We start from the raw sequence: 26,967 nt of genomic DNA on the forward strand, positions 1-26,967 counted from the left end.
CCTTTTGACCGCGGAGGAGCTCTTTTTCAAGAGTCCCGGGGATTATTTTCCGGCAGAACACTCAGGCGACGAGGCGGATCGCCCCGCAAACCGTCAGATCATAGCCGCCTAGCTCCCCCGCCCGCTGCCGGAAGCGGTCCGAGCGAAAAAAGCCGAACAGGGCAGACGGTCCGGGCAGAAAATAGTCGCGCTGGCGCAGAACAAGATCAAAGTTTTCCCAGACCAGGGGCACGAAATCGAGGCCGGCGGCCTGCGCCGCAGCGCGGGTAGCGATCCCGCAATCGGCATGTCCGGCGCGGATCGCCTGTGCGAGATCTGTCCCGGTCGCGCAGACCGGATGCACCGGCTTGATGTTTCGGGTCGTCAGCTTCGCCTCCGCCAGCAGCAAGCGCAGGAGCAGCTGCGCCCCGGCGCCCTCCTGACGCTGCGCGACCCGCAGCTTCCGGCTTGCGACCTGCGGGAGGTCCTCGATGCCATGCGGGTTACCGGGTGCGACCAAAAGACCCTGCTCGCGCCGCGCGAAGCCGATCACCACGGCGTCGTGCAGGCCGGGTGCATGGGCCACCGCATCGATATTGGCGGTGGAAGGATCCGCGGCCTCCAGCGCATGCAGATGAATCGCCGCGACCATGATCTCGCGCCGGGCGAGCCGCCGCAGCCCCGCCTCCGAACCCTCGGGGAGGCTCGCTAGACCCGACCCGCTCTCCCGCAGCGCCCATTCCAGCAACGGATCCGTGCTGCCACCGACGATCGCCGGCGCCGATTCCTCCAGCGATTTCAGACCGTCCGGCAGGCCGGACGCCACCCACCGATCGAGCGCCGCTTTCGGAAACAGCCATCGGCCCGTCACCTTACTGCAGGGGACCGCGCCCGCCGCGACCAGCTCGTAGAGCTTGCGTTCGCTCAGCCGGAGATAGGCGGCGGTCTCCTCGGTGGTCAAGAGCTCTAGCATGAACATTTATGCAAATAGATGAAACTGTTACAAATATTGACCCCTGTGCCGCTCGATGCAAGACAATTCGGGTGCCGACTGATGCTTCAGCACTCGACCTGATCCTGCGGGCCGATCCGGTTCTGCTCGCGATTGTTCGCCTGTCCCTGATCGTCAGCCTGTCCGCGGTCTTTTGCGCCGCGCTGATCGCCATACCGCTCGGTGCGTTGATCGCGCTTACCCGCTTTCCCGGACGCAATGCCGTCATCGTGGTGCTGAATGCGCTGATGGGACTACCACCAGTGGTGGTGGGGCTCGTCGTCTATCTTCTGCTGTCGCGGTCGGGGCCGCTCGGTAGTCTCGGCATTCTCTTTACGCCGGGGGCGATGATTGTTGCGCAGACCATTCTCGTGGCGCCGATCATCGCTGCTCTGTCCCGCCAGACCATCGAGGATCTGTGGACCGAATATCGCGACGAACTCGACGCGATGAATGTCGGCCCGCTGCAGCGGATCGTGACCCTGATCGCGGATGCGCGATTTTCCCTTGTGACGGCGCTGCTTGCGGGCTTCGGCCGGGCCGCGGCCGAGGTCGGCGCGGTGATCATCGTCGGCGGCAATATCGACGGCTTCACCCGCGTCATGACCACGGCGATCGCGCTCGAGACATCGAAGGGCAATCTTCCTCTGGCCATTGGTCTGGGCGTGATCCTGCTTGTTCTGGTGTTGGTCGTGAATGCTCTGGCCTGGGGCGTTCGCCGGGCCGGCGAGCGATATGCGGGATGATGGCGATGCGTGCGCCCGCAACCGACCTGCCGCTGATGCTCGAAGATGTGTCCTTGCTCGCGCGCGCGGTGACGATCCTCGACCGCGTCCGGCTCACGTTCAGCGCCGGTGCACCGACGATGCTCGTCGGACCGAACGGCTCGGGCAAATCCAGCCTGATGCGGGTGGCGATGGGCCTCGTTCCCCCGACCAGCGGGCGCGTCACCTATGGCGGGCGCACCGGCGTGCCGCCGACCCGCCGCGCCATCGTGTTCCAGCGGCCGGTCATGCTGCGGCGAAGCGCCAGCGCCAATCTCGTCTATGCGCTGGCCGCGGCCGGCGTCCCAAGGAATGAACGCAGCGCCGCGACGCAGGAATTGCTCGACCGCGTCGGCCTCGGCGGATTGAGCGAGCGCCCGGCGCGCCGCATGTCGGGCGGCGAGCAGCAGCGGCTCGCCATCGCGCGCGCGCTCGCAAAGCAGCCGGAGATCCTGTTTCTGGACGAGCCGACCGCAAGCCTCGATCCCGCCGCGACCAAGGCGACCGAAGACATCATCCGCACCATCGCGGCGCAAGGCATCAAGATCGTGATGGCCACGCACGATCTCGGCGAGGCCCGCCGCCTCGGAGGCGAGATCGTGCTGATGAACAAGGGCCGCGTCGTCGAGGTCGCCGACACGCAAACCTTCTTCACCACGCCCGCGACCGACGCGGCACGTCGTTTCGTCGCCGGCGAATTACTCGTTTGAAACCCAAAACACCGGAGGAACAACAATGATTCAACGCCGCAGTCTGGTCGCGTTCGGCGCAGCCGCGCTGATCGCGCTCGCGTCCCCCGCATTCGCGCAGGACAAATCCATCGTCGTGTCCTCGACCACATCGACCACGGATTCCGGCCTGTTCAACCACATCCTGCCGCTGTTCAAGAAGAAGACCGGCATCGATGTGAAGGTGGTGTCGCAGGGCACCGGCCAGGCGCTCGACACCGGACGGCGCGGCGATTCCGATGTGGTGTTCGTGCATGCGAAGCCGCAGGAAGAGAAATTCGTCGCCGAGGGCCATGGCGTGAAGCGTTTTCCGGTCATGTATAATGACTTCGTCCTGATCGGCCCGAAAAGCGATCCCGCCGGCGTGAAGGGCGGCAAGGACATCGTCGCCGCGATGAAGGCGATCCAGGCCAAGTCCGCGCCCTTCATCTCGCGCGGCGACAGGTCCGGCACGCATGTTGCCGAGCTCAATCTGTGGAAGCAGGCGGGCATCGACGTTGCCGCCAAGGATGCGGGCGCCTGGTACAAGGCGATCGGGCAGGGCATGGGCGCCGCGCTCAACACCGCATCGGCGTCGGGTGCCTATGTGCTCGCCGACCGCGGCACCTGGCTGAACTTCAAGAACCGCGGCGATCTCGAGATCGTGGTCGAAGGCGACAACAAGCTTTTCAACCAGTATGGCGTGATCCTCGTCAATCCGGAAAAGCATCCGAACGTGAAGAAGGCGGAAGGCCAGGCCTTCATCGACTGGATCATTTCACCGGAAGGCCAGAAGGCCATCGCCGACTACAAGATCAACGGCCAGCAGCTGTTCTTCCCGAACGCGAACGCATCGGGTGTGTAACAGCTTCGGGCAGCCCCTCAGCTGTCATCGCCCGCGAAAGCGGGCGATCCAGCGGGACGCAAAGACTGCTGTATGGATGCCCCGCTTGCGCGGGGCATGACAGTGAAAGGCGGGAGTTGGTGCATCCGATGATGCCACGTTACGATACGAATGCCGCTATCGTTGCGAGCGCATCTCGTCATGGCCATCGAGCGATCGTACTGGGTCTATATTCTTGCAAGTCAGGAAGGCGGCACTCTCTACATAGGAGTGACTAACGATCTCGTTCGTCGTGTCTATGAGCACAAGATGGACGTTGTTCCCGGTTTCACCAGGCGATACGGCGTTCATCGGCTCGTCTATTACGAGCAGTTTTCAGACATCGAGAATGCGATACGGCGTGAGAAGCGCCTGAAGAAATGGACTCGGGAATGGAAAATTGAACTGATAGAGAGGACAAATCCGAGATGGATCGATCTTTATCCGGAAATCGCCGTTCCTTGATTACACTGGATTGCCCGCTTTCGCGGGCAATGACACTGACATTTTGGCTTCGTCCTGTGATTGTCCTGGGGTTTATGATGGGCCTATCAGTCCCCGCAACCGCCGCCGACACCGTCCTTCTCCACGCCGCGGGAAGCCTGCGCGGCGCGCTGACCGAAGTCTCCAACGCGTTCGAGAAACAATCCCGCAGGCGAAGCGATTCCACCTCAACGGAAATCGCTTCAGCTCTTGTCGAACGCCATCACCTTCGACACGAAGGCCGGCTCGTCGCGGACAGGCGTGAGCCCATGCGATGCCGCGATCGCTGAGAAGTCCTCGTCGAGATAGCTCTCGAAATAGGGCTCGTGATAATTCTGCGGGAAGCGTTCGAGCAATCCCGCATAATCGGGCACGTCGCGCCGCTGCAGCGAATCCACGATGACGAGACGGCCGCCGGTCTTCAGCACGCGCGCGCATTCGCCGATCACCGCGCGCCGGACCGGCGGCGGCAATTCATGCATCACGAAGATCGACGTCACCGCATCCTGGCTGGAATCCGCGAGCGGCAGGCTCTCCGCCTTCGCCACCAGCGCCGTGACGCGCGAGCGGCGCCGCAGGTGCTGCCGCGCATGGCGGATATAGGCGTCGGACAGATCGATTCCGGTGACCGGCAGACGCGGCCAGGCCTGTTTGACGAAATCGAGAAAGCGCCCGGTGCCGCAGCCGATATCGGTCAGGCGGAGCGTGCGCTGATCGCGCCCGCGGAAAATCTCGTGCAACTCCGGCAGCGCCATGCGGCGCATCGCGTTCGCGGTGCCCTTGAACAGCACCTCGACCTGGGTGTCGTAGCGATCGGCCGAATCCTCGGTGAGCCAGCCGCCGGACTGGTAGTGGAAATTCTGCAGATAATAATCCGGCCGCCGGCCGCGCAGCTCCTCGGTCAAAACCTCGTCATGGCGTCGCTCTTTTCGCCGCCGGTACACCTCGGGCAGGTCGGTGAAAAACAGCCGCGAGCGCCGGATGAGGGTCTGCACCGATCCGTCATGATCGGCGGGCAGCGGGTAGATCCCGGCCTCGACATTGGCGAGATCGCGGCCGAGCAGTTCCGCCATGTCGCCGTAGAGCCGGCGCTGGCTCAAGACCGGCGCGCGGTTGTCGCCCGCGCGCTGAGGCGTCTCGTCCTCGCCCTCGCCCTGGCCCTCGCGGCGGCGCGCTTCGGCGGCCAGCCGCTGCAGCGCATAGGCATGACCGGCATACCAGGCGAGGCGCGGCAGCTGGGTTGCGCCATAGGCGACACGGGTGGCAAGGCGGGCGAGGGGAGTCATGACGTCGGCGGTTTCCGGCTCTCCTGATCCTATATAAGGAAGGCCAAACCGAGAATCACATGCCCAAAGCCGTTGCCGGACCTGAAATCGAGCGCCTGATCCAGCTGCTGGCGCGGCTGCCTGGACTGGGCCCGCGTTCGGCCCGCCGGGCCGCGCTTCACCTTATCAAGAAGCGCGAGCAATTGATGGCGCCGCTGACCGACGCGCTGGAAGTCGCGCAGGAGCGGATCACCGTGTGTGGAACCTGCGGCAATATCGACAGCCAGAATCCGTGCACGGTCTGCACCGATCCGAAGCGCGACGAGTCCGTGATCGTCGTGGTGTCCGATGTCGCGGATCTGTGGGCGCTGGAGCGCGCCGGCGCGGTGAATGCGCGCTACCACGTGCTGGGCGGCACGCTGTCACCGCTCGACGGTGTCGGCCCGCAGGATCTCGCGATCGATACCCTGGTCACGCGCGCGCATGATCCGTCCGTCAGGGAGGTGATCCTCGCGCTCAATGCGACGGTCGACGGTCAGACCACGGCGCATTACATCACCGATCTCCTGCAGGACGCCAATGTCACGGTGACGCGCCTTGCGCATGGCGTGCCGGTCGGCGGCGAACTCGATTATCTCGACGAAGGCACGCTGTCTGCCGCGATCCGGCAAAGAACGGCGATGTAATGGCCGGACCGCCTGGCGCGGGCTTCGCGTATCCGGAGCTGCGGGAACGATTGTCTTAGCGTTCGGCTGTCGTCTTGGCCTGTTGCCACGGAAAGCGGCCTTCCACCTCGAGCTGCAGGCTCATGCTGAGGAAGGTCCGGATCACGACGATGGCGCCGAGCACGGCGACGCTTTCGAGCGTCGGTGTGACCGCCACGGTGCGGATGATGTCGGCGGCCACCAGCACTTCGAGGCCGAGCAGGATCGCGCGGCCGATGTCCTGCCTCAGCTGGCGATAGGTATTCACATCGGGGGGCGGAGCAAACACGACGCCCGCATAGCGCGCGAACGAGATGACGACGCCGATTGCGATCAATCCGACGCCGACGAGGTCGAGCGTCGAGCCGACAAGTTCGATCCAGGGCGTGAACATCATGCGAAGGCTCCCCGCGCGTCGCGGCAATCGCTGGCCGCAATGCTTGCCTGAATGAATCAGGAGCCTGATTCGTCCCGCTTGTCCAATGCGCGGAAATGGCCGCGCATCTGCAGCCAGAGAAGCAGAACGAAGCTCGGGATCGACAAGAGGACCGAGATCACGAAGAACCAGAACCATCCGGTGGATTCGGCGACAAAGCCGCCGCCGGAGGACAGGGTGGTGCGGCCGACCGCGGCGAGCGCCGTGAGCAGGGCAAATTGCGTCGCCGTATGCGCGCGCACGCCGCACAGGGCGGAGAGATAGGCGACGAAGATCACCGTGCCGATGGCGCCGGTGAAATTCTCCAAGATGACGGCAATCGTCAGTGCCGGCACATGAGGCCCGATCAGCGCCAGCCAGGCGAAGGCGAGATTCGAGAAGGCCTGCAGGATGCCGCCGACCCAGAGGCTCGTCGACAGCGGAAGCGCGCGCGCGACGAGGCCGCCGGCAAATCCGCCAGCGAGAGCGGCGGCAAGTCCGACGCCCTTCACGATCGTCGCATAGGTCGCCTTGTCGAAGCCGATATCGATGATGAAGGGGGCGGTGAGAACGCCGGCGAATGCGTCGCAGAACTTGAACAGGACGACGAACAGAAGGATCGCGATCGCCTCGGGGCGGGTGAGGAATTCCCTGAACGCACCGAAGGCGGTGATCGCGACGCGGCTGATCGGATCGCGCTTGCGATCGACAACATCGGGCGGCGCTGCGGGCTCGGTCGCCATCAGCGAGGCGACGATGCCGACCACCATCAAGGCGGCGGCGGCGAAATAGCCCCACATCCAGACCGTGTTGCGGGCGACACCGATCTCGGCAAGCCAATAGGTGAGGGCGAGCACGCCGGCGCCGGAGGCCAGCATGCCGATGCGGTAGGCTGCGACATAGCCGGCCATGCCGGCCGCCTGCTCGCTGGTGTCGAGGCTCTCGACGCGGAAGGCATCGATCACGATGTCCTGCGTCGCCGAGGTGGCGGCGATCATCAGCGCACCGAACGCGACCGGCCAGAGCGACACGCTCGGGTCCTGAAGCGCAAGGAACAGGATCGCGAGGGTCAGCAGCAATTGCGAGAAGACGAGCCATCCGCGACGGCGGCCAAGCGCGCGCGACAGGATCGGTACGTCGAGCGCATCGACCAGCGGCGCCCAGAGGAATTTCAGCGTGTAGGGCAGGCCGACCAGCGCATAGAGGCCGATGGTGCGCAGGTTGACGCCGCTCTCGGTCATCCAGATCGCAAGCGTCGCCCCGGACAGGGCGAGCGGCAGGCCGGACGAGAAGCCAAGCAGGATGACGATCAGGACCCGCGGCTTGAGATAAACCGCGAGCGCGTCGGACCAGCTCGCTTTGGTGGCAGGCGATTCGAGAGGGGTCATATGCCGGCCGAGTCTAGAGGGCGATCCTGTCCGGTTGAAGATGCAATCGGACACCGTGGGCTTCATATCGCCGCAAAGTGGAGGAGCCGGGGAAGGGTGGTATCGACGAACCAGGGTGATTGCGGCGGTCGGTCCGTTGCGGCCCGCCTTTGTTGCGCCCGGCATGTCTTGTCATGCCGCGCGAAGGCGCGGCATCCAGCAAACTCTTGAAGCCGGTGTGTTTACTGGATCGCCCGCTTTCGCGGGCGATGACAGGGAGAGCCGGGCGATGACAGGGAGAGCCGGGCGGTGACAGCGAGAGCCGGGCGATGACAGGGAAAGCTGTTGCTTCGGTGAGAACCGAAGGCGCCCTAGTCGCGGAGCGCCGCGGTCTCTCGCGCTGCCGGGGCCGCGGGGGGAGGAGCGGGCGGCTGGGCGCCGCGTGCGACCTGGATGCCACGTTCGCGCATATTGCGCTCGCGCACCAGTTCCATGACGTCGCCGATGTCGTCGAAAGCCCGGCTATGCGCGGTGGTGCCCTTGGCCTGCAACGGGGTGAGATCGTAGACGGCGATGCGCTGGCCTTCGAATTCGGTGCGATACGGCTCGGTGGCGCCGACTTCGCCGATCCGCGCGACGCCACCCCAGATTTCCTTGGAGAGCGACAGCGCGCCGTCATCCTGCGCCGCGAACAACAGCATCTTCGGCCGGTTCGGGCCCATGCGCTTGATGGTGGCGCGGAACACGTCGATGTCGACGTCCGGCGCAACGAGCATGGCCTGTTTGATCTTGTCGTTGCCGGGTGCGCGGCGCATCGCGCGGCCGCGCAGCGCTTCGAGGGTCACATGGCTTCCCATCGAATGCGCCAAGAGGTGAATTTCCTTGATGTGCGGAGAGCGTGCGAGGTCGTCGATCAGCGCTTCAAGCGCATCGCGCGAATAGTTCGCGCTTTCGCGGTCATAGGTATAGGACTTCAGCTGAATATTGCCGCGCGATGGCCAGGTGAACAGGATCGGCACAGCTTCGGCCTTGGAATCGTGCACGATCTGCGCGAAGCGATACACCGCATCGTCGAAGCGGTTGTTGAAGCCGTGGACGAAGATCAGGACGCGCGGATGCTTGGTCCGGCGCGCGGTGTCCACCACAGCCGCACCGAATCCGCGCTGGTCGAGATAATCGGCGGACACGGTGACGAAGTCGCGCTTGGGATCGCCCGGCAACGCGGCCGGCCATTGCACCTGGCCGACCTTGCGTTCGGGCGGAATCGAGACGGTGATCGAGGCGTAGGAGAGCGCGTCGGCGCGTTCGCCCCCGAACATCTCGCCGGGATCTTCGACGGCGGGCTTGCGCGTGGTCGCGACGAGAAGCGGGACGCGAGCCGTTCCCTCGACCTGCTGCTTTGTCGGCGTGAGGACACCTTGCGCAGGACGATGCACGCACCCTGCGCATGTCAGCGCAGCCGCGATTGCGGCAAAGGTCAGCATCCCCCTCAGCACGACCGATACTCCGCGCATTTACCAAACATTAACCAACTGCAATCTAGCCCAGCCGAGCGTCCCGTACCAGCCGGACGGGGCTATGCCGGGCCGCTGTTGCAGCGGCAGCGCGGAACTATGGTTAATTGGCCACGGCGGCCGCATCCGGGCCCTTTGCACCGCGAAAATGGCCGTCAGCCGCCCGAAATCGGCCGGGAGCGTTGTCCGAAGCGTCTCACTCCGCCGCCGCGACGCGGCTCGCCCCGACGGGGGCGGGCAGCACCATGCTGGCCTGATCGTCCAGTTCGCCGTCGAACTCGACCTCGCGGATGCGGCTGCCGCGCCGCTCCAGCTTGTCGGTTGAGATCACGATCTGCTTGATGTCCTCGGTGGCCTGGCCGAAATGCGCCTCGAGCTTGCGCACGCGCTCGCGCAGCCGCTTGAGATCGTCCATGAAATGCCCGACCTCGGCGTGGATCTTGTCGGCCGCCTCGCGCATCCGCGCGTCGCGGTGGATCTGCTGGATCACCTGCACAGCGAGCATGAGCAGCGAGGGGGAGACGATGACGACGCGCGAGCGGAACGCGCGCTGGATCAGATCGTCAAACTGATCGTGCAGCTCGGCATAGACCGATTCAGAGGGCACAAACATCAGGGCGAGTTCCTGAGTCTCACCCGGTATCAGGTATTTTCCGGCGATATCGGCAATATGTTTGGCGACGTTCTGGCGCAACAGACGGCTGGCGAGATTGCGTTCCTCGTCCGATTTAGCGTCGCGGAACGCGGTCACCGCTTCCAGCGGGAATTTGGCGTCGATGATCAGCGGCCGCTGGTCGGGAAAATGGATCGCGCAGTCCGGCCGCGTATTGTTGGAAAGCGTGTACTGGAATTCGTAGGCGCCCTTCGGCAGCCCGTCCTCGATGATCATCTCCATGCGGCCCTGGCCGAAGGCGCCGCGTTGCTGCTTGTTGGACAGGACGCTCTGCAGCGAGGTGACCTGCGACGCCAGCGCGGTGATGTTCTTCTGCGCGGCATCGATGACGGCCAGCCTCTCGTTCAGGCGATTGAGGTTCTCGCCGGTCTGATGCGTGGTGTGCTGGATCGACTGGCCGATCCGGTGCGTGACCGCATCGAGGCGTTCGGAAAACGCCTTCTCGAATTGCGATTGCCGGTTCGCGAGCATGTCGCCCATCGCGCGGACGAGCCCGGTGGTCTCGGCCTGGAGGCGCCGGATTTCGGCCATCCGGGCCTCGTTCTCCTCCGCCTGGATCCGTTCGGCTTCGGCCGCTTCCTTCATCCGCCGCCGGCGCCTTGCGATCTGCACGATGGTGACGCCGATCACGGCGGCGAGGACGAATGCGCAAACGGCCGCGATCACCGCGACAACAAGCAGCGGGTCGAGGCCGGCGAGCCGGTCCCGGATCAGGGCGAGGCTGTCCATCGCGCCTCATTAGCACGATTCGCGGCGGCGTTGGAACAAAAAGTGAACGAAATGGTTGCGCTCGGGACGCGGCGCCAGGGCCAGTCTCCCGGCCGGATCGGGGCGCGGGAGGAGCGGACGATCGAAGAAGATCGAAATTGACCGCGCGCCGCCCGATAATTACATCGCGCCCATGGCTCTCCGCGACATCCTCGTTATCCCCGACAAGCGCCTGCGCACCGTCTCGAAAAAGGTCGAGGCGGTGGACGCCAAGGTGCGCGCGCTCGCCGAGGACATGCTGGAGACGATGTACGACGCCCCCGGTATCGGTCTCGCCGCGATCCAGATCGGCGAGCCGCTGCGTGTGGTCACCATGGATCTCGCCAAGAAGGACGAGGAGAAGGACCCCAAGGTCTTCATCAATCCGGAGATCACCTGGTCGTCCGAAGAGATGAATGTCCACGAAGAGGGCTGTCTCTCGATCCCGGAATATTACGAGGAAGTCGAACGGCCCGCGAAGGTGCGCTTCACCTATCTCGATCTCGACGGCAAGCCGCAGGAGGTCGAGGCCGACGGCATTTTCGCGACGTGCATCCAGCACGAGATCGACCACCTCAACGGCGTCTTGTTCATCGATCACCTCTCCAAGCTGAAGCGCGATCGCGTGATCAAGAAATTCACCAAGATCGCGAAGCAGGCGGCGGAGTGAACGTTGCGCCAACCGCGCACTTTTGATATCAATGATATCAAATGACTGACATGCTGATCCGGAAGATCGACCCCGAGCTCAAGCGCGAGATCGAACGGCGCGCGCGGGAGCACGGCCGGAGTCTGTCCGATGAAGCAAAGCTTGTTCTTCAGCGCGGGCTCACTGTGTCGGAGCCACCCCTGAAAATGGGAACGTATCTCTCATCGTTGCTGCCGGAGGAGTTTCGGGGCGACGACCTGGTGTTCGAAATTCCGGGCGACGTCAGCGATCCGCCAGATTTCGAATGATCGTCCTCGACACAAATGTCGTGTCCGAGACGATGAGGGCTTTGCCGCAATCGTCTGTTATCGAGTGGCTCGATTCCCAGGACGAGGCAGAGCTTTTCATCTGCGCGCCTGTGCTTGCGGAGTTGCGCTATGGTGAAGAATTGTTGCCCGCCGGACGCCGGCGCACGGCGCTGAGTGTCGCGATCGACCATATCGAGCACCACGCTTTTCGCGGTCGAATCCTTCCCTTCGATCAGGCCGCTGCGTCGATTTACGCAAGACTCGCGGCCATACGAAAGCAGAAAGGACTTCCGCTCAACCAAATGGATGGACTTATTGCCGCAATAGCCGTGCGCCACGGAGCTTCACTTTGCTCGCGTGACGAAAACGGATTTGTCGCGTTCGGCCTTACCGTGATCAATCCATTCAGCAAACCCGAGGGCGGACGTTAGCCATGCCGCTCCGTTTGATCTTCATGGGAACGCCGGACTTCGCGGTACCGACGCTGGTCGAACTCGCGGGCGCCGGACACGAGATTGCCGCCGTCTATACCCGCGCGCCGAAGCCCGCCGGACGCGGCATGGACCTTCAGGACACGCCGGTCGCGCGCGAAGCCAAGCGGCTCGGTCTTACCGTGCTGACGCCGAAGACCTTGCGCACCGAAGAGGCGCAGGCCGAGTTTGCATCGTTCGAAGCGGATGCGGCGGTGGTCGTCGCCTATGGGCTGATCCTGCCCAAAGCCATCCTCGATGCGGTGCCGCTCGGCTGCTTCAATCTGCACGCTTCGCTGTTGCCGCGCTGGCGGGGCGCAGCCCCGATCAACCGCGCCGTCATGGCGGGAGATGCGCAGAGCGGCGTCACCGTGATGAAGATGGATGAGGGCCTCGATACCGGCGGCATGGCGATGATGGAGCGCGTCGCCATCGGGCCCGACATGACGGCGGGCGAGTTGCACGATCGTCTCGCGGCGATCGGCGGCGACCTGATGCATCGCGCGCTCGGCGCCCTCGAGCGCGGCTCGTTGCAGATCGTTCCGCAGCCGAATGAGGGCGTGACCTATGCCGAGAAGATCGACAAGGCCGAAACCCGGATCGACTGGTCGCGGCCGGCGCAGGATGTGCGCAATCACATCCGCGGTCTGTCGCCCTTTCCCGGCGCATGGTTCGAGATGCCGGGCGACAAGGGACCGGCGCGGGTGAAGGTGCTGCGCTCAACGCTCAGCGATGGCAGCGGCGCACCGGGCACGGTGCTCGACGACAATCTCGCCATCGCCTGCGGAAATGGTGCGATCCGCATCCTGGAATTGCAGCGCGCCGGCAAGCAGCCGATGAAGGCGGACGAATTTCTGCGCGGCACGAAGCTCGCGCGCGGCACCGTGCTGACGTGATCGCCGTCAGAACTGAAACACCGGTTGACCGGGACGCGATCCGTTCGGTCAATAGCGGGGCCTTCGGCCGCCCGGCCGAGGCGGATCTTGTGGACCGGCTGCGGGCGGATGGCGATCTCTTGCTGTCGCTGGTTGCCGGGATCGGTCGCGCGATTGTCGGACATTGCGCGTTTTCGCGGCTGACCGTTCACAATCATGCCGATGCGATACCGGCGGTGGCGCTCGGACCTGTGGCTGTGCTGCCGGAGCATCAACGGAGAGGCGTCGGTCAGTCGATGATCCGTGACGGCATCGACCGGCTCAGGCAGGGCGGCGAAACATTGGTCTTCGTGCTCGGCGATCCCGGTTATTACCAGCGGTTCGGCTTTGATGCTGGCGTCGCCGCAGCGTACCGCACTCCCTATGACGGCCCTCACATGCAGGTCCTGCGCCTGTCGGACGATGCGCCGCATCGCGGCGAGGTCCGCTATGCGCCTGCCTTTGCAGGTTTGTAAGAATGCCCCGCTACAAGCTCATCATCGAATATGACGGCGCGCCGTATCGCGGCTGGCAGTATCAGGCCGACGCGCCGAGCGTGCAGGGCGCGATCGAGGACGCCATCGCAAAGTTCGACGGCCAGCGCGTCACCATCCAGGGCGCCGGCCGCACCGATGCCGGCGTTCACGCGCTCGGGCAGGTCGCGCATTGCGATCTGCGCGGCGATCACGAGGGCGGCACGGTTCGCGATGCGCTCAATTTCTATCTGCGGCCGCAGCCGGTTGCCGTGCTGTCTGCCGAGCGTGTGAGCCAAGACTTCAACGCACGCTTCTCGGCGACGAAGCGGCATTATCTCTATCGCGTGGTGAACCGGCGGCCCGATCTCGCGCTCGATCTCGGCAGGGCCTGGCGGGTCGGGCGTCCGCTCGATATCGCGGCGATGCGCGAGGCGGCAAAGCGGCTCCTTGGCAAGCACGACTTCACCACTTTCCGCTCGACCGAATGCCAGTCGAAATCGCCGGTGAAGACGCTCGACCAGCTCGACATCGAGACCGACGGGTGGAACGTCAACCTTCTCGTCTCGGCGCGCTCGTTCCTGCACAACCAGGTGCGCTCAATGGTCGGATCGCTGGTGCATGTCGGCGAGGGCAAGTGGACCCCGGATGACATCACGCGCATTCTCGCGGCGCGCGACCGCGTGCTGTGCGGACAGGTGGCGCCGGCCGAGGGGCTGTATCTCGTGAAGGTGGATTATTAGTCTGGTTTGCGCGACAGCCCTACGGCTGTCATGCCCCGCGAAGGCGGGGCCTGACAGATCTGAGAGCACGCTTCCTAGGGAAGGGATCAGTCGCCGATCAGGCGAAATACCGGTCCAGTATCTTCCGGTAGATCCCGGTCAGCGCGACAAGCTCCGACACCGGCACGCGTTCGTCGATCGCATGCATCGTCTGGCCGACGAGGCCGAATTCCACGACCGAGCAGTAATTCTTGATGAAGCGCGCGTCGGACGTGCCGCCGGTGGTGGAGAGGACCGGCTTTCGCCCCGTCACTTCGGCGACCGCATTCGCGACCATGTCGGTGAACGGGCCGGGCTCGACCACGAACACATCGGCATTGGACGGCTCCCATTCGAAGGAGAACCGGATCTTGCCATCGGCCGCCGCGACCGCGCGCTTCTCGAGCAGGACTTTCAGCGATTCCTGATTATGCAGGTCGTTGAAGCGGATGTTGAAGCGGGCGCGTGCTTCGCCCGGAATAAGATTGACGGTCGGATTGCCGACATCGACCGAGGTGAATTCGAGGTTCGACGGATCGAACAGCTTCGAGCCATGATCGAGCGGCTCGCGCTTGAGCGCCGAGATCAGCGTCACGAGACCGGTCACCGGATTGTCGGCGCGCTCAGGGTACGCGACGTGGCCCTGCTTGCCATGCACGATGAGCGTGCCGTTCAGCGAGCCGCGCCGGCCGATCTTGATGGTGTCGCCAAGCGTTTCGCGGTTGCTGGGCTCGCCGAGAATGCAGTGATCGAATGTTTCGCCGTGCTTGGCCGCCCAGTCGAGCAGCTTCGGCGTGCCGTTGATCGCAACGCTCTCCTCGTCGCCGGTGATCAGGAAAGAGATCGAGCCCTTGGGCTTTCCGCCATTCGCGGCGAGATAATCGAGCGCAGCGGCGATGCAGGCGGCGATCCCGCCCTTCATGTCCACAGCGCCGCGTCCGTACAAAATGCCGTCCGCGATCTCGCCGGAGAACGGCGGATGCGTCCAGGCCTTTTCGTTGCCGGGCGGCACGACGTCGGTATGGCCGGCGAACATCAGATGCGGGGAATCCGTGCCGATGCGGGCGTAGAAATTCTCCACGTCCGGCGTGCCGGGCTCGGAAAAGGTCATCCGGTGGGTGGTGAAGCCCGCAGCTTTCAGGAGGCTTTCGAGATAGGTCAGCGCGCCGCCTTCCGCCGGCGTGACCGACGGGCAGCGCAACAGGCTCTGGGCGATGGCGACGGGATCGGCAGCCATCAGACTTTATCCGCGCGCCGGGCAGGAGTTCGATTGGGCAAGTGGATCGGGTCCATCATCTTTGTCGCCATCGGTGCCGCGCAGGGAGGCGGCGCTCGATCCGTCCTCATATGCCGGGCGCGTCGCCCGCGGCGATCCGTAACCACCACAGCGGCGACCCTTCCGTCAATGTGCCGCCGAGACTGCCGGGACGATGCGGCCGATCCTTGATCGATCCGATTCCCGGCAGGCGGTCGCGTCTGTCGCGGCAGGCTCGGCCGCGGTTCAGTCGCGCAGCAATTCGTTGATCGAGGTCTTGGAGCGGGTCTTCTCGTCGACGCGCTTGACGATCACCGCGCAATAGAGGTTCGGCCCCGGCTGACCGTTCGGCAGCGGCTTGCCCGGCATGGTACCCGACACCACGACCGAATAGGGCGGGACTTCGCCGCGGAAGGTTTCGCCGGTCGAGCGGTCGATGATGGTGGTCGAGGCGCCGAGATAGACACCCATCGACAGCACCGAACCTTCGCGCACCACGACGCCTTCGGCGACTTCAGCGCGCGCGCCGATGAAGCAATTGTCCTCGATGATGACAGGACCGGCCTGGAGCGGTTCGAGGACGCCGCCGATGCCGGCGCCGCCGGAGATGTGACAATTCTTGCCGATCTGCGCGCAGGAGCCGACCGTCGCCCAGGTATCGACCATAGTGCCGGAATCGACATAGGCGCCGAGATTGACGAAGGACGGCATCAGCACCACGCCCGGCGCGATGAAGGCGGATTTGCGCACCACGCAATTGGGTACGGCGCGAAAGCCGGCCGCCTTGAACTTGGCGTCGGTCCAGCCTTCGAACTTGGAGGGCACCTTGTCCCACCACACCGACTCGCCGGGGCCGCCCTTGATCACGCTCATGTCGTTCAGCCGGAACGACAGCAGCACGGCCTTTTTCAGCCACTGGTTGACCTTCCAGCGGCCGTCGCCCTGCTTCTCGGCGACGCGGGCCGCGCCGGAATCCAGAAGCTCCAGCGCCTGTTCGACCGCGTCGCGCACCGCTCCCCGGGTATTCGGCGAGACGTCCTCGCGCTTTTCGAAGGCGTCGTCGATGGTTTGAGCGAGCTTTTCGTGAGCCATGCCTGTCCCCGGTTCTTAAGCGTCCGCTGTGTGGCGCGACGCGTCGGCGGATGTCAATGGCGCTCCGCTTTTCTCCGAGGGGGCCGTGTGAGAGAAAGGACGGCACGCAATTTGCTGAGCCGCGCGGTGTTTGCACAAACGCGAACAACGCACATGAAAATGAAGAGGTGCCTCTGATGAAATTTTCGCCCCGCCGCCTGCTCATGGCGATTGCCGCGCTGCTTCTGATTGCGCCGCCATTGAGCTCGCCTGCGAGTGCGCAGGACTGGCCGAACCGGCCGGTGACGCTGGTCATCCCCTTCGCGCCTGGAAGCGCGTCGGATGTGGTCGGGCGCGTCTTCGCGGCGCGCCTCTCCGAGGTCCTCGGTCAGCAGGTCGTGGTCGAGAATATGGGCGGGGCCGGCGGCACGATCGGCGTCGGCCGCGTGTCGAAGGTGACGCCGGACGGCTACCAGTTCGTGATGGGCGGCATCGACACTTTCGCGATGAGCAAGGCGCTCTACAAGAAGCTGCCTTACGATCCGGTCGCCGACTTCATGCCGGTCGCGCTCGTCGCCGAGCAGCCGATCGTGCTGCTGACGCGCAAGGACCTGCCGGTGAACGACCTCAAGGAGTTCATCGCCTATGGCAAGGCCAATCCCGGCAAGCTGAAATACGGATCGGCCGGCGTCGGCTCGGCCTCGCATCTGGCCTGCGCGCAGCTCAATGCGGCGGCGGGAATCGATGCGGTCCATGTGCCGTATCGCGGTTCGGCGCCCGCTGTGCAGGACGCGATTGCCGGCCGCCTCGACTTCATCTGTGCACTCGGCGCGGCCGCGGTGCCGCAGATCGATTCGCAAACGCTGAAGCCGCTCGCCGCCTTGGCCAAGGATCGCTCCGTGCTGTTGCCGCAGATCCCGAGCACGGTCGAGCAGGGCCTGACCCTGGAGGCGCCATTCTGGAGCGCGTTCTTCGTTCCGAAGGGAACGCCGCAGGAGGTCATCGACAAGTTGCAGAAGGCGACCGTTGCGATGATCGAGACGCCCGGCCTTGGCGATCGCCTGAAAAAGGTCGGCTCGGCCTTCGTGACAAAGGATCGCGCCTCGACGGATTATCTGAAGCAATTTCTCGACCGTGAAATCGAGAAATGGGGCACGACGATCAAGGCGAGCGGGGTCAGTCTCGACTGATCTGACACGCCGCCGATGCCGCGGGTGGGCGGGCGAAGCTTGGCCCACTTGCGCGCGGGCGCGTCCGTCATTTGACTGAGCGCAAACAGCCGCGCGATGGCCGGGGCTATGCGTCCTTTAGCCATTGCGGCCGCGCGCTCATTTTGGCACTTTGCGCCCATAACACGCGAAATCGGTCGGTTCTTGGCCGATCGGGAGGATGATTATGATGACAGGATTGACCCGGCGCGCCTTGCTGCCGGCTGCTTTGGCCCTCGCACTCGGCGCCGGCAGCGCTACCGCGCAAACCGCACAACAACCGATCGAGCTGAAGCTCGCCTATTATGTCGGAGATCAGCACGCCATGTCGCAATGGCTGATCAAATGGGCCGAAAAGCTCGAGAAGGATTCCGGCGGCCGGATTAAATTCAAGCGCTTCCCCGGCGCGCAGATGGGCCCGGTCCCGCAGCATTACGACTTCGCGCGCACGGGCCAGGCCGACATTTCCTGGTTCCTGCATGGCGCGACCCCGGGCCGCTTCCCGCTGACCGGAATTGTGCAGGTGCCGTACATGGTCGGCAGCGCGGAGATCGGCACCAAGGTGCTGAACGATCCCGAATTGCGATCGAAATATCTCGATGCCGAGCACAAGGGCGTCAAGCTGCTGCTTCTCTTCACGCACCAGCCCGGCAACATTCACACCACCAAGAAGCCGATCAAGTCCGTCGACGACATCAAGGGTTTGCGGCTGCGCTTCGCTTCTCCGGAAATCCGCGACTTCATCGCGGCTTTGGGCGGCTCGCCGGTCGGCGTCGCGCCGACCGAGCAGGTCGAGCAGATGCAGAAGGGCACGCTCGACGGCGTGGTGATCGACTACGGCGGCGCCGGCATCGCCTTCAAGATGGGCGGCACCGTGAAACACACGACCGAGATGTATTCCTATGTCGCCAGCTTCGGTCTCGCGATGAACGAGGATACCTGGAAGAAGCTGCCGCCGGATCTGCAGCAGCTGATCACCAAGTCGCTGGTTGGCGTGGAAAAGGAAATCGGCCAGGCCTGGGACGGTCTCGACGCGCCAGGAAAGAAGGCGCTGCTCGATGGCGGCAGCGAGGCGATCAAGCTTTCGCCCGAGGAGAACGCCAAGTTCCGCAAGATCGGCGCCGACGTCGCTGCGGCGAAGGTCAAGGAGCTGGACGGCAAGGGGCTTCCCGCCAGCGCTGTCCACAGCATGATGAAGTCGCTCGCCGAAAAGCACGCCAAGGACTCCAAGAATTTCTGGGACTAATCCGCGCGTGAAGTGATCCCTCTCCCCGCTTGCGGGGAGAGGCCGCTGGCCGATAAGAAGGCCGCGGGTGAGGGGGGCCTGTCCATCTTGATCCGACGTCCGAATCCTTGTCCTCAGGGCTCCCTGCTTGTTGCCGGGGAACAGAGGCTGCGCGAGCGCACGCGCTTCGCCGGCGCGACGTGGGTGCGGCCGTGAAGCGGATCGGCGATATCGCATCGGCGATCTGCGGCGCCGTCGCGGTCGTTTTCCTGCTCGGAATGCTGGTGCTCACCGTTGCCGATGTCGTGCTGCGCACGTTCTTCGCGTATCCGCTGCGCGGCGTTTACGAACTGATCGAGCTCATGCTCGCCGGTTCGTTCTTTCTCGCATTGCCGTGCGTGTTCCTGCGCGACGACAACATCCTCGTGAACACGATCGACGAGATATGGCCGCGCATCGTGCCATTGCTCAAGCGCATCGCGCTTGTGCTGTCGGTTGCGACATTCGTCGTTCTGGTCTGGCAGAGCTGGGACGCCGCGTGGGACTCCTATGAATTCCACGACATCACCGCCGATCTCGGCCTGCCGAAATTCTGGCACTGGACTATCGTCCTCGTCGGGATGAGCCTCGCCGCGGCGGCGGCGCTGTTCATGCTGTTCCGCAGCGACGACAAGGGGCCCGATTCGATCGAGCATCGGATCGAGGATCACGTATGACCATCACCGCGATCGGGCTTGCGGGAGTCGTCCTGCTTCTGGTGCTGATCTTCCTGCGCGTGCCGATCGCGATCGCGCTCGCGGCTGCGGGTTTCCTCGGCTATGCCGCGATCGACGGCTGGGCTCCGGCGCTGAAGATGGCCGGCAGCGTGCCGTATCAAATGGCGAGCGCGTATTCGCTTTCGGTCATTCCGCTGTTCATTCTGATGGGCGCTGTGGCCTCGCGCGCCAATATGGCGGGCGAATTGTTCCAGGCCTGCAACGCGGTATTTTCCGGGATCCGCGGCGCGCTCGCTAATGCCAGCATCGGCGCCTGCACCTTGTTCGGGGCGATCTGCGGCTCCTCGATCGCGACAGCCGCGACCTTCTCGCGGGTTGCGATCCCCGAAATGCGCCGCCATGGCTACGATCCCGCCTTCGCCGGCGGCACCGTGGCCTCCGCCGGCACGCTGAGCGTCCTCATTCCACCGTCGGTGCTGACCGCGATCTATTCGATCGTCGCCGAAGTGTCGCTGGTGAAGCTTTACGCGGCCGCGTTCGTACCCGGCTTCGTGCTGGCCGGTCTTTATGTCGTCACGGTGTGGACCGTGGCTTGGATCAAGCCGACATGGATACCGCGGGTGCCGTCGATGCCGTTCAAGGATCGGCTGCATGCCTCGGTCGGCATGTGGAAGCTCGGCCTACTGTTCTTCATCGCGGTGTTCGGCATCTATTTCGGCTGGTTCTCGCCCACCGAAGCCGCGGCCGTGGCCGCCTTCCTTGCGATCGTGATCGGCTTTGCCACGCGGTCGATGTCGATCCGCGATCTCGTCGATTGCATGCTGGAGACGGTCTACACCACGGCATCCATCCTTCTGGTGGTGGCCGGCGCGACCATCTTCTCGCGCTTCATCGTGCTGACCCAGTTCCCGAACGAACTGACCAAATGGGCGCACCTGAGCGAATTGTCGCCGTTCTGGATCCTGATGGCGGTGATGGCGCTCTACATTGCGCTCGGCACCTTCCTCGACGAGGTCTCCACCATCCTGATCACCGTGCCGATCACGCTGCCGCTGATCAACGCGATCGGTTATGACGGCGTGTGGTTCGGCATCTTCGTCACCATCATGTGCACCATCGGCCTGATCACGCCGCCGACCGGCATGACGGTGTTCGTGATCCAGGCCCAGCATCCGGAAATACCGGTGATGCGGATCTATGGCGGGACGTTGCCGTTCCTCGCCGCCGATTTCGTGCTGGTGGCGTTGCTGATCCTGTTCCCGGCGATCGCGCTGTGGCTGCCGAGCCTCGTCGGATAAGACGGCGGGGCGTTACCGGCAGCAGCGCTGCTGCAGGAAGCCCGACAGGTCGTCGGTGACGTAATCGACGTGGGCCGCGTCGCGGCCTTCCAGCTCCCAGTCCTCGCGGAACACCTCGCGCGTCCCTTCCGGGACCACCAGAACAGTGGTCATGCCGAGCGCATGCGGCACCGCGAGATTGCGCGCCAGATCCTCGAACATCGCCGCATGCGACGGGTCGACGTCATGGCGCGCGAGGAAGCGCTCGTAGGTCTTCTGCGACGGCTTCGGTTCGAGTTCGGCGGCGATGATGTCAAACACGTCCTCGAAATGTCCGTGGATCTCGAGCCGTCGCATCACCGCGTCGGCATGCTTGCGGGTGCCGTTGGTCAGGATGAGCTTGCGGCCAGGCAGCCGCTCCAGCGCGCCGCCGAGAACCGGATTGGGCTCGAGCGGCGAATGATCGATCTGATGCACGAAGTCGAGGAAGTCGTCCGGCTTCATCCCGTGTTCGGTCATCAGACCGCGCATCGATGTGCCGTAGCGCTTGTAATAGTCCTTCTGCAGCCGGAAGGCCTCGTCATGCGTGATGTTCAGAAGCTGGGCGATATAGTCGCGGATGCGCTCATCGACCTGCTGCCAGAGATTGAGGTGATGCGGATAGAGCGTGTTGTCGAGATCGAAGATCCAGGTCGTGACATGCGAGAAGACGCGCTCGGGCTTCCCCCGGCCGGGGGCGTGAAGCGGGGTGGAACCTCGCAGCGAGTCGGATGTCATCGGGCCTATGTATGACAGCGCCCAGGACTGCGCCAGCGCGCGAAGGGGCGATGAAACTCCTCGTCATGCCCCGCGAAGGCGGGGCATCCAGGCTTCAGGTCCGCTGGGCGCTACCGTCGGGCGTGGCGATCGCGTCGCCTGCGGCGATGGTGCCTCCCGCGACCACCTCGGCATAGACCCCGCAATCCATGTGACCGAAGGCCTGCGCCAGCGTCCTCGGAATTTCCATGTCGCGGATGCCGGTGCGCGGCTCGACGTTGGTGGCGGCGCAGCGCACGATCCGCTTCACCACCTTCAGTTTCACCGGGCCAATCGTCAGCGTCTGACCGAGCAGGTCGAATTCGCGCCAGGCCGGCCAGCCCTCGACATAGAGATTGCCCCGAAACCGCAGCGGGTCGACCGGAGCCCCGACCGCAGTCTCGATCGCTGCGACCGAGCCGAGATTGATGATCGAGACGACCTTGGCCGCGACATCGGAGAAGCTGTGGCCTTCGGCATGGAGGACCTTCGGGGGCCCGCGCAATTCGTCGGCTGCGTAGCGCGCGAAGAAGCCTTCGATCGCCGCCCGGCCTTGCGCGGTTCGCAGGTCCCCGCGCGCCGCCTCGGACCCGTTCAGCCGCACGGTGAGGCTATGGGTCGGCTCGTCATAATGGGTGTCGAGTGCCGCCAGGCGTTCGTTCCGCATCAGCATCAGGAAGCGCTGCTTGGGGAAATATTGCGGGGCCGCCGGGTCGAAGCCGGAGGGGCCGTTCTCGATCGCGTAGAGGCGGTCGGCCGGCAGGGTCCCGCCCGACGTCAGGGCGACCCGCGGCAGGATTTCGGGCGACAATCCCTTCACCGGGTAGCGCGCGATCGAGCGGATTTTTCCATGCATAAGCGGACACTTAACGGTACCGGCAGATAGCCGGCCTGTCTTGGGGCAGTCTTGGGGCAGCGGTAACGCCCCGGCAAGCTTTTTTGCGCTCCCCTGACTTCCGCAAACGGGACCGCATTCCTACATCCGGGCTGCGGATGCCCAACCGGGGTCCGCCGGTAAAGTCTCGCAGTTCTAGCCCGTTTTTTTGAGACGGCTCATGGCGGCGGGGCGACCCACATGCTCCGCAGGTGCCTCGACGAGGGCCGCGGATCAGCCCGAGGGAGCGACATATGGATTTTGAGAAATACACCGAGCGTGTGCGCGGTTTCATTCAATCGGCGCATTCGTTGGCCCTGCGAGAGGGCAACCCCCAATTCACCCCTGAGCATTTGCTGAAGGTTCTGCTGGACGATCCGGAAGGATTGTGCGCCGGCCTGATCGATCGTTCGGGCGGCAATTCAAGGCAGGCGCTGCTTGAGGTCGAAGCGGCGCTGAAGAAGCTGCCGAAAGTCTCCGGCGGCGGCGCGAGCCAGCCGCAGATGACGCCGGCGCTGGCGCGGATCTTCGACCAGGCCGAGAAGGTCGCGCAGAAGGCCGGCGACTCCTACGTCACCGTGGAGCGCCTGCTGCTCGCCTTCGCGATGGATCGCGAGAGCGATGCCGGCAAGATCCTGCAGCGGGCAGGCGTCACCGCGCAAAACCTGAACGCGGCAATCGAGGCGATCCGCAAGGGCCGCACCGCGGACACCGCGACCGCGGAAAATGCCTATGACGCGCTGAAGAAATATGCACGGGACCTGACGCAGGCCGCCCGCGATGGAAAGCTCGACCCGGTGATCGGCCGCGACGAGGAAATTCGCCGCACCATCCAGGTGCTGTCACGCCGGACGAAGAACAATCCGGTGCTGATCGGCGAGCCCGGCGTCGGCAAGACCGCGATCGTGGAAGGTCTGGCGCTTCGCATCGTCAACGGTGACGTGCCGGAATCGCTTCAGGACAAGAAGCTGCTCGCGCTCGACATGGGCGCCCTGATCGCCGGTGCGAAATATCGCGGCGAGTTCGAGGAGCGGCTGAAGGCGGTTCTTACCGAAGTCGGCGGGTCGGACGGACAGATCATCCTCTTCATCGACGAGATGCACACGCTCGTTGGCGCCGGCAAGGCCGACGGGGCGATGGACGCCTCCAACCTGCTCAAGCCGGCGCTCGCGCGCGGTGAGTTGCATTGCGTCGGCGCCACCACGCTCGACGAATACCGCAAGCATGTCGAGAAGGATGCGGCGCTGGCGCGGCGCTTCCAGCCGGTCTTCGTGTCCGAGCCGACGGTCGAGGACACGATCTCGATCCTGCGCGGCCTGAAGGAAAAATACGAAGCCCATCACAAGGTGAAGGTGGCGGACGCGGCGCTGGTCGCTGCGGCGACGTTGTCGAACCGCTACATCACCGACCGCTTCCTGCCGGACAAGGCCATCGACCTCGTGGACGAGGCGGCGGCGCGGCTGCGCATGCAGATCGATTCCAAGCCGGAGGAGCTCGACAATCTCGACCGCGAGATCGTGCGGCGGAAGATCGAGCAGGAGGCGCTCCGCAAGGAGACCGATCCGGGCTCGCAGGACCGGCTGAAAAAGCTTGAGAAGGAGCTCGCCGACCTCGAGGAGGAGGCCGACGCGCTGACCCAGAAGTGGAAGGCCGAGAAGGACAAGCTGACCAAGGCGGCCGACCTCCAGAAAGAACTCGACAAGCTGAAGAACGAGCTGGCCGATGCGACCCGCCGTGGCGATTACCAGCGCGCCGGCGAGCTGCAATACGACAAGCTTCCGAAGCTGGAAAAGCAGCTTAAGGAGGTGGAAGCCCAGGGCGCGGCTGGCGCAGTTCTCTCCGAAGAGGCGGTGACCGCGAGCCATATCGCGCAGGTGGTGTCGCGCTGGACCGGCATTCCCGTCGACCGGATGATGGAAGGCGAGCGCGAGAAGCTGCTCAAGATGGAGGAGCAGATCGCAAAGCGTGTCGTCGGCCAGCCGGAAGCCGTGAAGGCGGTCTCGACCGCGGTGCGCCGTGCCCGCGCGGGCTTGCAGGATCCGAACCGGCCGATCGGCTCGTTCATGTTCCTCGGGCCCGCCGGCGTCGGCAAGACCGAGCTCACCAAGGCGCTCGCCGAATTCCTGTTCGACGACGAGCATGCCCTGGTCCGCATCGACATGTCGGAATTCATGGAGAAGCATTCCGTGGCCCGGCTGATCGGCGCGCCGCCCGGCTATGTCGGATACGAGGAGGGTGGGGCGCTCACCGAAGCGGTGCGGCGGCGGCCCTATCAGGTCGTGCTGTTCGACGAGATCGAGAAGGCGCATCCGGACGTGTTCAACGTCCTCCTGCAGGTGCTCGATGACGGGCGCCTGACGGACGGGCAGGGCCGCACGGTCGACTTCCGCAACACGCTGATCGTGATGACGTCGAATCTCGGCGCCGAATATCTGGTGAACCAGAAGGAAGGCGAGGATTCGGAGGCGGTCCGCGATCAGGTGATGGCGGTCGTCCGCTCGAATTTCCGTCCGGAATTCCTCAATCGCGTGGACGAAATCCTCCTGTTCCATCGCCTGCGCCGCGAGGACATGGGCCGCATCGTCGACATCCAGCTGCAGCGTCTCTTGAAGCTGCTCGACGATCGCAAGATCACGATCAAGCTCGAACCGGCGGCCCGCGAATGGCTCGCCGAGAAGGGCTACGATCCGGCCTATGGTGCGCGTCCGCTCAAGCGCGTCATCCAGAAGAACCTGCAGGACCCGCTCGCCGAGCTGATCCTGTCGGGCAAGATCAAGGATGGCGACACGGTGAAGGTCTCGGTCGGCAAGAGCGGGCTGACCTTCAACGGGGAAGCGGTGAAGGAAGCGGCGTAACCGACGCAGGTCATGCGCGGGCTTTAAGCCCGCGCATCCATCGAACAAAAGTGTTTGCGAAGACGATGGATGGCCGGGTCAAGCCCGGCCATGACGTTCGAAGCGGCCATGACGTTCGAAGTTTGTATCTGGATACCGGGTTCACGCGCTGCGCGCGGGCCCCGGAATGACGGTGCGTTGAATCAGCGCCCCGCCTGTGGCGTGGTCTGGGCCATCCGCCCGCCGGAGCTACGGTTCATCATGCCCTCGATGCGGTCGCGTTCTCCCTCGAAGACGGCGAGGATCTTGTCTTCCAGCACGCGGCCGCGCGGCAGACGGATACGCATCGGGTCGACGAAACGGCCGTTGACCATGATCTCGTAATGCAGGTGCGCGCCGGTCGACAGGCCGGTCGAACCGACAAAGCCGATCACCTGGCCCTGACGCACCTTGGCACCAGGCTCGATGCCCTTCGCATAGGCGGTCATGTGACCGTAGGCGGTCTCGTAGCCGTTGGTATGCTTGATGCGGACATACTTGCCGTAGCCGCCTTCCCAGCCGACCCTTTCGACTTCGCCGTTGCCGGCGGCATAGATCGGCGTGCCGTGCGGCGCGGCCCAGTCGACGCCGGTGTGCATCTTCGCGTAGCCGAGAATCGGATGGCGGCGGACGCCGAAGCCAGAGCGCAGGATGCCGTCCGACATCGGCTTGCGGACCAGGAATTTCTTCGCGCTCTTTCCGGTCTCGTCGTAATAGTCGACGATGTTGTCGTCGGGAGTCTGGAACCGGTAGAAGCGCTTCAGTTCGCCGCCGACGGTGAGCGCGGCGAACAACACGTCGTTGCGGCTTTCGCCCCCGGTCGCGTTGTCTTCGTCGCCGGCATAGAGGACGTCGAACGAGTCGCCGGGCTGGACCTTGCGCTGGAAGTCCACGTCGTAGGAATAGACCCGGATCATGTCTTCGATCACGGCGCGCGGGATCTGGTTGCGCAGCGCGGTCTCGTAGATGCTCTGGTAGAGCCGCACGCCGGAGCCGTCGTCCTCCTCCTCTTCGCGCGCCTCGGCGACGGACGGCGTATTCATCGCAGCAACATCCACCGATACGTAGCGGCCAAGGTCGGAGAGCGCGATCACCGCTTCAATGGCGGCTTCGTTGGCGATGATCACGCGGGCGGGCTGCTGGCGTGCGCTGCCGGGCACCGGCGACATCAGGATGCGGACGCGCTGACCTTCTTTCAGTCCGTTGTCGCGGCCGCGGAAGCCGAGCGCCGAGACAATGGCGCGAATCTCCTGCGGCAGGGCGCCCAGTTCGTCGAGGATTTTCGAGATGTGGTCGCCCTTCCTGATGATGAAGGTGCGCTCGTTGGCAGTGCTTGTCGATGTGGTGCTCTTCGGGAGCAGCGTGATGTTTTCCGGGACGATGCGCGCTTCGAAACCGGCATAGGGGTCGGGATTGGAGTCGGCCGGCGCGTAGCCGAGGGCGCGGGTCGCCGGCGCGAGGTTGGCCACCTGATAACGCGCGTTGGTGTCGCGCGCGTTCCAGTTTGCCGCCTCACGCACGCTGGCGAGGATTTCGTCCATCGGAAGCCCGCCCGCGATCTTGGCGCGCGGCAGCACGCTGGCGAGATCGCGCTGCACGAAGGAGA

27 protein-coding genes are annotated in these 26,967 nt (G+C 64.5%); 16 read left to right on the forward strand and 11 right to left on the reverse strand.

All coding sequences use genetic code 11. From position 1 onward, the window contains the following. Positions 1 to 61: 61 nt before the first annotated feature. The gene (locus tag VN004_RS06865) at positions 62 to 952 is read right to left on the reverse strand and encodes a helix-turn-helix transcriptional regulator (RefSeq protein WP_325608300.1); all 891 of its coding nucleotides are present in this window, start codon (positions 950 to 952) and stop codon (positions 62 to 64) included. Positions 953 to 1,023: 71 nt separating this feature from the next. Between VN004_RS06865 and VN004_RS06870 the strand changes: the two genes are divergently transcribed. The 4 genes from VN004_RS06870 to VN004_RS06885 all read left to right on the forward strand — a co-directional run bounded on the left by VN004_RS06870 (position 1,024) and on the right by VN004_RS06885 (position 3,789). Further along, positions 1,024 to 1,716, forward strand: a complete 693-nt coding sequence (locus VN004_RS06870; RefSeq protein ID WP_325608302.1) for an ABC transporter permease — start codon at positions 1,024 to 1,026, stop codon at positions 1,714 to 1,716. Positions 1,717 to 1,721: 5 nt separating this feature from the next. Beyond that, the gene (locus VN004_RS06875) at positions 1,722 to 2,444 is read left to right on the forward strand and encodes an ABC transporter ATP-binding protein (protein WP_325608304.1); all 723 of its coding nucleotides are present in this window, start codon (positions 1,722 to 1,724) and stop codon (positions 2,442 to 2,444) included. Positions 2,445 to 2,469: 25 nt separating this feature from the next. Beyond that, positions 2,470 to 3,306, forward strand: a complete 837-nt coding sequence (locus VN004_RS06880) for an extracellular solute-binding protein (RefSeq protein ID WP_325608306.1) — start codon at positions 2,470 to 2,472, stop codon at positions 3,304 to 3,306. A 180-nt stretch (positions 3,307 to 3,486) separates the two neighbouring features. Continuing rightward, complete coding sequence (locus VN004_RS06885; protein WP_325608308.1) at positions 3,487 to 3,789, forward strand: GIY-YIG nuclease family protein; 303 nt, start codon at positions 3,487 to 3,489, stop codon at positions 3,787 to 3,789. Positions 3,790 to 4,010: 221 nt separating this feature from the next. Here the strand turns inward: VN004_RS06885 and VN004_RS06890 are convergent, their stop codons facing one another. Continuing rightward, the gene (locus VN004_RS06890; RefSeq protein ID WP_325608310.1) at positions 4,011 to 5,093 is read right to left on the reverse strand and encodes a class I SAM-dependent methyltransferase; all 1,083 of its coding nucleotides are present in this window, start codon (positions 5,091 to 5,093) and stop codon (positions 4,011 to 4,013) included. A gap of 59 nt (positions 5,094 to 5,152) precedes the next feature. Between VN004_RS06890 and recR the strand changes: the two genes are divergently transcribed. Then, positions 5,153 to 5,758 (forward strand): recombination mediator RecR, encoded by a 606-nt coding sequence (gene recR, locus VN004_RS06895; protein WP_325608312.1) that lies wholly within the window; start codon positions 5,153 to 5,155, stop codon positions 5,756 to 5,758. A gap of 55 nt (positions 5,759 to 5,813) precedes the next feature. Here recR and VN004_RS06900 read toward each other — a convergent pair whose 3' ends face one another. The 4 genes from VN004_RS06900 to VN004_RS06915 all read right to left on the reverse strand — a co-directional run bounded on the left by VN004_RS06900 (position 5,814) and on the right by VN004_RS06915 (position 10,474). Further along, positions 5,814 to 6,173 carry a DUF1622 domain-containing protein gene (locus tag VN004_RS06900; protein WP_325608314.1) on the reverse strand — a complete coding sequence of 120 codons (360 nt, stop codon included), beginning with the start codon at positions 6,171 to 6,173 and terminating at the stop codon, positions 5,814 to 5,816. Between the two features lie 56 nt (positions 6,174 to 6,229). Then, positions 6,230 to 7,579: an AmpG family muropeptide MFS transporter gene (locus tag VN004_RS06905; RefSeq protein ID WP_325608316.1), complete on the reverse strand. Its 1,350-nt coding sequence runs from the start codon at positions 7,577 to 7,579 to the stop codon at positions 6,230 to 6,232. A gap of 350 nt (positions 7,580 to 7,929) precedes the next feature. Then, complete coding sequence (locus VN004_RS06910; RefSeq protein ID WP_325608318.1) at positions 7,930 to 9,054, reverse strand: alpha/beta hydrolase; 1,125 nt, start codon at positions 9,052 to 9,054, stop codon at positions 7,930 to 7,932. Between the two features lie 214 nt (positions 9,055 to 9,268). Further along, positions 9,269 to 10,474, reverse strand: coding sequence for a DNA recombination protein RmuC (locus VN004_RS06915; protein WP_325608320.1), 1,206 nt, complete (start codon positions 10,472 to 10,474; stop codon positions 9,269 to 9,271). A 172-nt stretch (positions 10,475 to 10,646) separates the two neighbouring features. On the opposite strand from VN004_RS06915, the gene VN004_RS06920 reads away from it, so the two are divergent. The 6 genes from VN004_RS06920 to truA are packed head-to-tail and all read left to right on the forward strand — an operon-like array spanning position 10,647 to position 14,049. Next, complete coding sequence (locus VN004_RS06920) at positions 10,647 to 11,162, forward strand: peptide deformylase (protein WP_325608322.1); 516 nt, start codon at positions 10,647 to 10,649, stop codon at positions 11,160 to 11,162. A gap of 41 nt (positions 11,163 to 11,203) precedes the next feature. Further along, on the forward strand, positions 11,204 to 11,449 hold the full coding sequence (locus tag VN004_RS06925; RefSeq protein ID WP_325608324.1) for a FitA-like ribbon-helix-helix domain-containing protein: 246 nt from the start codon (positions 11,204 to 11,206) through the stop codon (positions 11,447 to 11,449). Beyond that, a complete protein-coding gene (locus tag VN004_RS06930) occupies positions 11,446 to 11,880 on the forward strand; it encodes a type II toxin-antitoxin system VapC family toxin (protein ID WP_325608327.1) in 435 nt (144 codons plus the stop codon). Before VN004_RS06925 ends, VN004_RS06930 begins: the two co-directional genes overlap by 4 nt. 2 nt (positions 11,881 to 11,882) lie before the next feature. After that, positions 11,883 to 12,815, forward strand: a complete 933-nt coding sequence (gene fmt / locus VN004_RS06935) for a methionyl-tRNA formyltransferase (RefSeq protein WP_325608329.1) — start codon at positions 11,883 to 11,885, stop codon at positions 12,813 to 12,815. Beyond that, positions 12,812 to 13,309, forward strand: coding sequence for an N-acetyltransferase (locus VN004_RS06940; RefSeq protein WP_325608331.1), 498 nt, complete (start codon positions 12,812 to 12,814; stop codon positions 13,307 to 13,309). The genes fmt and VN004_RS06940 overlap by 4 nt, the downstream gene beginning before the upstream one ends. Positions 13,310 to 13,311: 2 nt before the next feature. Then, positions 13,312 to 14,049, forward strand: a complete 738-nt coding sequence (truA, locus tag VN004_RS06945; protein ID WP_325608333.1) for a tRNA pseudouridine(38-40) synthase TruA — start codon at positions 13,312 to 13,314, stop codon at positions 14,047 to 14,049. A gap of 97 nt (positions 14,050 to 14,146) precedes the next feature. On the opposite strand, the gene dapE is transcribed toward truA, so the two are convergent. Next, positions 14,147 to 15,304 carry a succinyl-diaminopimelate desuccinylase gene (gene dapE, locus VN004_RS06950; protein WP_325608335.1) on the reverse strand — a complete coding sequence of 386 codons (1,158 nt, stop codon included), beginning with the start codon at positions 15,302 to 15,304 and terminating at the stop codon, positions 14,147 to 14,149. Between the two features lie 264 nt (positions 15,305 to 15,568). Next, the gene (dapD, locus tag VN004_RS06955; protein WP_325608337.1) at positions 15,569 to 16,414 is read right to left on the reverse strand and encodes a 2,3,4,5-tetrahydropyridine-2,6-dicarboxylate N-succinyltransferase; all 846 of its coding nucleotides are present in this window, start codon (positions 16,412 to 16,414) and stop codon (positions 15,569 to 15,571) included. A 176-nt stretch (positions 16,415 to 16,590) separates the two neighbouring features. Here dapD and VN004_RS06960 point away from each other — a divergent pair, with 176 nt between their 5' ends. From VN004_RS06960 to VN004_RS06975, 4 genes are all read left to right on the forward strand, one after another. After that, positions 16,591 to 17,583 (forward strand): tripartite tricarboxylate transporter substrate binding protein, encoded by a 993-nt coding sequence (locus VN004_RS06960; protein WP_325608338.1) that lies wholly within the window; start codon positions 16,591 to 16,593, stop codon positions 17,581 to 17,583. 205 nt (positions 17,584 to 17,788) lie between these two features. Beyond that, positions 17,789 to 18,847, forward strand: a complete 1,059-nt coding sequence (locus VN004_RS06965) for a TRAP transporter substrate-binding protein (protein ID WP_325608340.1) — start codon at positions 17,789 to 17,791, stop codon at positions 18,845 to 18,847. Between the two features lie 191 nt (positions 18,848 to 19,038). Continuing rightward, a complete protein-coding gene (locus VN004_RS06970; RefSeq protein WP_325608342.1) occupies positions 19,039 to 19,542 on the forward strand; it encodes a TRAP transporter small permease in 504 nt (167 codons plus the stop codon). Further along, the gene (locus VN004_RS06975) at positions 19,539 to 20,840 is read left to right on the forward strand and encodes a TRAP transporter large permease (RefSeq protein ID WP_325608344.1); all 1,302 of its coding nucleotides are present in this window, start codon (positions 19,539 to 19,541) and stop codon (positions 20,838 to 20,840) included. The genes VN004_RS06970 and VN004_RS06975 overlap by 4 nt, the downstream gene beginning before the upstream one ends. Before the next feature lie 12 nt (positions 20,841 to 20,852). On the opposite strand, the gene VN004_RS06980 is transcribed toward VN004_RS06975, so the two are convergent. Further along, positions 20,853 to 21,596 carry a pyrimidine 5'-nucleotidase gene (locus VN004_RS06980; protein WP_325608346.1) on the reverse strand — a complete coding sequence of 248 codons (744 nt, stop codon included), beginning with the start codon at positions 21,594 to 21,596 and terminating at the stop codon, positions 20,853 to 20,855. Positions 21,597 to 21,690: 94 nt separating this feature from the next. Continuing rightward, positions 21,691 to 22,470 (reverse strand): MOSC domain-containing protein, encoded by a 780-nt coding sequence (locus tag VN004_RS06985; RefSeq protein ID WP_325608348.1) that lies wholly within the window; start codon positions 22,468 to 22,470, stop codon positions 21,691 to 21,693. Positions 22,471 to 22,742: 272 nt separating this feature from the next. Here VN004_RS06985 and clpB point away from each other — a divergent pair, with 272 nt between their 5' ends. Then, entirely contained in the window at positions 22,743 to 25,343 is a 2,601-nt protein-coding gene (gene clpB / locus VN004_RS06990; protein ID WP_325608350.1) for an ATP-dependent chaperone ClpB, read from the forward strand. Positions 25,344 to 25,525: 182 nt separating this feature from the next. Here the strand turns inward: clpB and VN004_RS06995 are convergent. Beyond that, positions 25,526 to 26,967 (reverse strand): M23 family metallopeptidase (locus VN004_RS06995; protein WP_325608352.1); only part of this gene is annotated, 1,442 nt, incomplete at its 5' end.

Origin of the sequence: Pseudorhodoplanes sp. (assembly GCF_035565855.1) — a bacterium.
Taxonomy (GTDB): Bacteria; Pseudomonadota; Alphaproteobacteria; order Rhizobiales; family Xanthobacteraceae; genus Pseudorhodoplanes.

Excerpts from the sequence above, each read along its gene's own strand:
- VN004_RS06890 (WP_325608310.1), bottom strand. The coding sequence starts at position 5,093 with ATGACTCCCCTCGCCCGCCTTGCCACCCGTGTCGCCTATGGCGCAACC.
- clpB (WP_325608350.1), top strand. The coding sequence starts at position 22,743 with ATGGATTTTGAGAAATACACCGAGCGTGTGCGCGGTTTCATTCAATCG.
- fmt (WP_325608329.1), top strand. The coding sequence starts at position 11,883 with ATGCCGCTCCGTTTGATCTTCATGGGAACGCCGGACTTCGCGGTACCG.
- VN004_RS06905 (WP_325608316.1), bottom strand. The coding sequence starts at position 7,579 with ATGACCCCTCTCGAATCGCCTGCCACCAAAGCGAGCTGGTCCGACGCG.
- VN004_RS06960 (WP_325608338.1), top strand. The coding sequence starts at position 16,591 with ATGAAATTTTCGCCCCGCCGCCTGCTCATGGCGATTGCCGCGCTGCTT.
- VN004_RS06965 (WP_325608340.1), top strand. The coding sequence starts at position 17,789 with ATGATGACAGGATTGACCCGGCGCGCCTTGCTGCCGGCTGCTTTGGCC.
- VN004_RS06880 (WP_325608306.1), top strand. The coding sequence starts at position 2,470 with ATGATTCAACGCCGCAGTCTGGTCGCGTTCGGCGCAGCCGCGCTGATC.
- dapD (WP_325608337.1), bottom strand. The coding sequence starts at position 16,414 with ATGGCTCACGAAAAGCTCGCTCAAACCATCGACGACGCCTTCGAAAAG.
- recR (WP_325608312.1), top strand. The coding sequence starts at position 5,153 with ATGCCCAAAGCCGTTGCCGGACCTGAAATCGAGCGCCTGATCCAGCTG.
- VN004_RS06980 (WP_325608346.1), bottom strand. The coding sequence starts at position 21,596 with ATGACATCCGACTCGCTGCGAGGTTCCACCCCGCTTCACGCCCCCGGC.
- VN004_RS06920 (WP_325608322.1), top strand. The coding sequence starts at position 10,647 with ATGGCTCTCCGCGACATCCTCGTTATCCCCGACAAGCGCCTGCGCACC.
- dapE (WP_325608335.1), bottom strand. The coding sequence starts at position 15,304 with ATGGCTGCCGATCCCGTCGCCATCGCCCAGAGCCTGTTGCGCTGCCCG.
- VN004_RS06900 (WP_325608314.1), bottom strand. The coding sequence starts at position 6,173 with ATGATGTTCACGCCCTGGATCGAACTTGTCGGCTCGACGCTCGACCTC.
- VN004_RS06885 (WP_325608308.1), top strand. The coding sequence starts at position 3,487 with ATGGCCATCGAGCGATCGTACTGGGTCTATATTCTTGCAAGTCAGGAA.
- VN004_RS06985 (WP_325608348.1), bottom strand. The coding sequence starts at position 22,470 with ATGCATGGAAAAATCCGCTCGATCGCGCGCTACCCGGTGAAGGGATTG.
- VN004_RS06925 (WP_325608324.1), top strand. The coding sequence starts at position 11,204 with ATGACTGACATGCTGATCCGGAAGATCGACCCCGAGCTCAAGCGCGAG.
- truA (WP_325608333.1), top strand. The coding sequence starts at position 13,312 with ATGCCCCGCTACAAGCTCATCATCGAATATGACGGCGCGCCGTATCGC.
- VN004_RS06930 (WP_325608327.1), top strand. The coding sequence starts at position 11,446 with ATGATCGTCCTCGACACAAATGTCGTGTCCGAGACGATGAGGGCTTTG.
- VN004_RS06915 (WP_325608320.1), bottom strand. The coding sequence starts at position 10,474 with ATGGACAGCCTCGCCCTGATCCGGGACCGGCTCGCCGGCCTCGACCCG.
- VN004_RS06975 (WP_325608344.1), top strand. The coding sequence starts at position 19,539 with ATGACCATCACCGCGATCGGGCTTGCGGGAGTCGTCCTGCTTCTGGTG.
- VN004_RS06865 (WP_325608300.1), bottom strand. The coding sequence starts at position 952 with ATGCTAGAGCTCTTGACCACCGAGGAGACCGCCGCCTATCTCCGGCTG.
- VN004_RS06875 (WP_325608304.1), top strand. The coding sequence starts at position 1,722 with ATGCGTGCGCCCGCAACCGACCTGCCGCTGATGCTCGAAGATGTGTCC.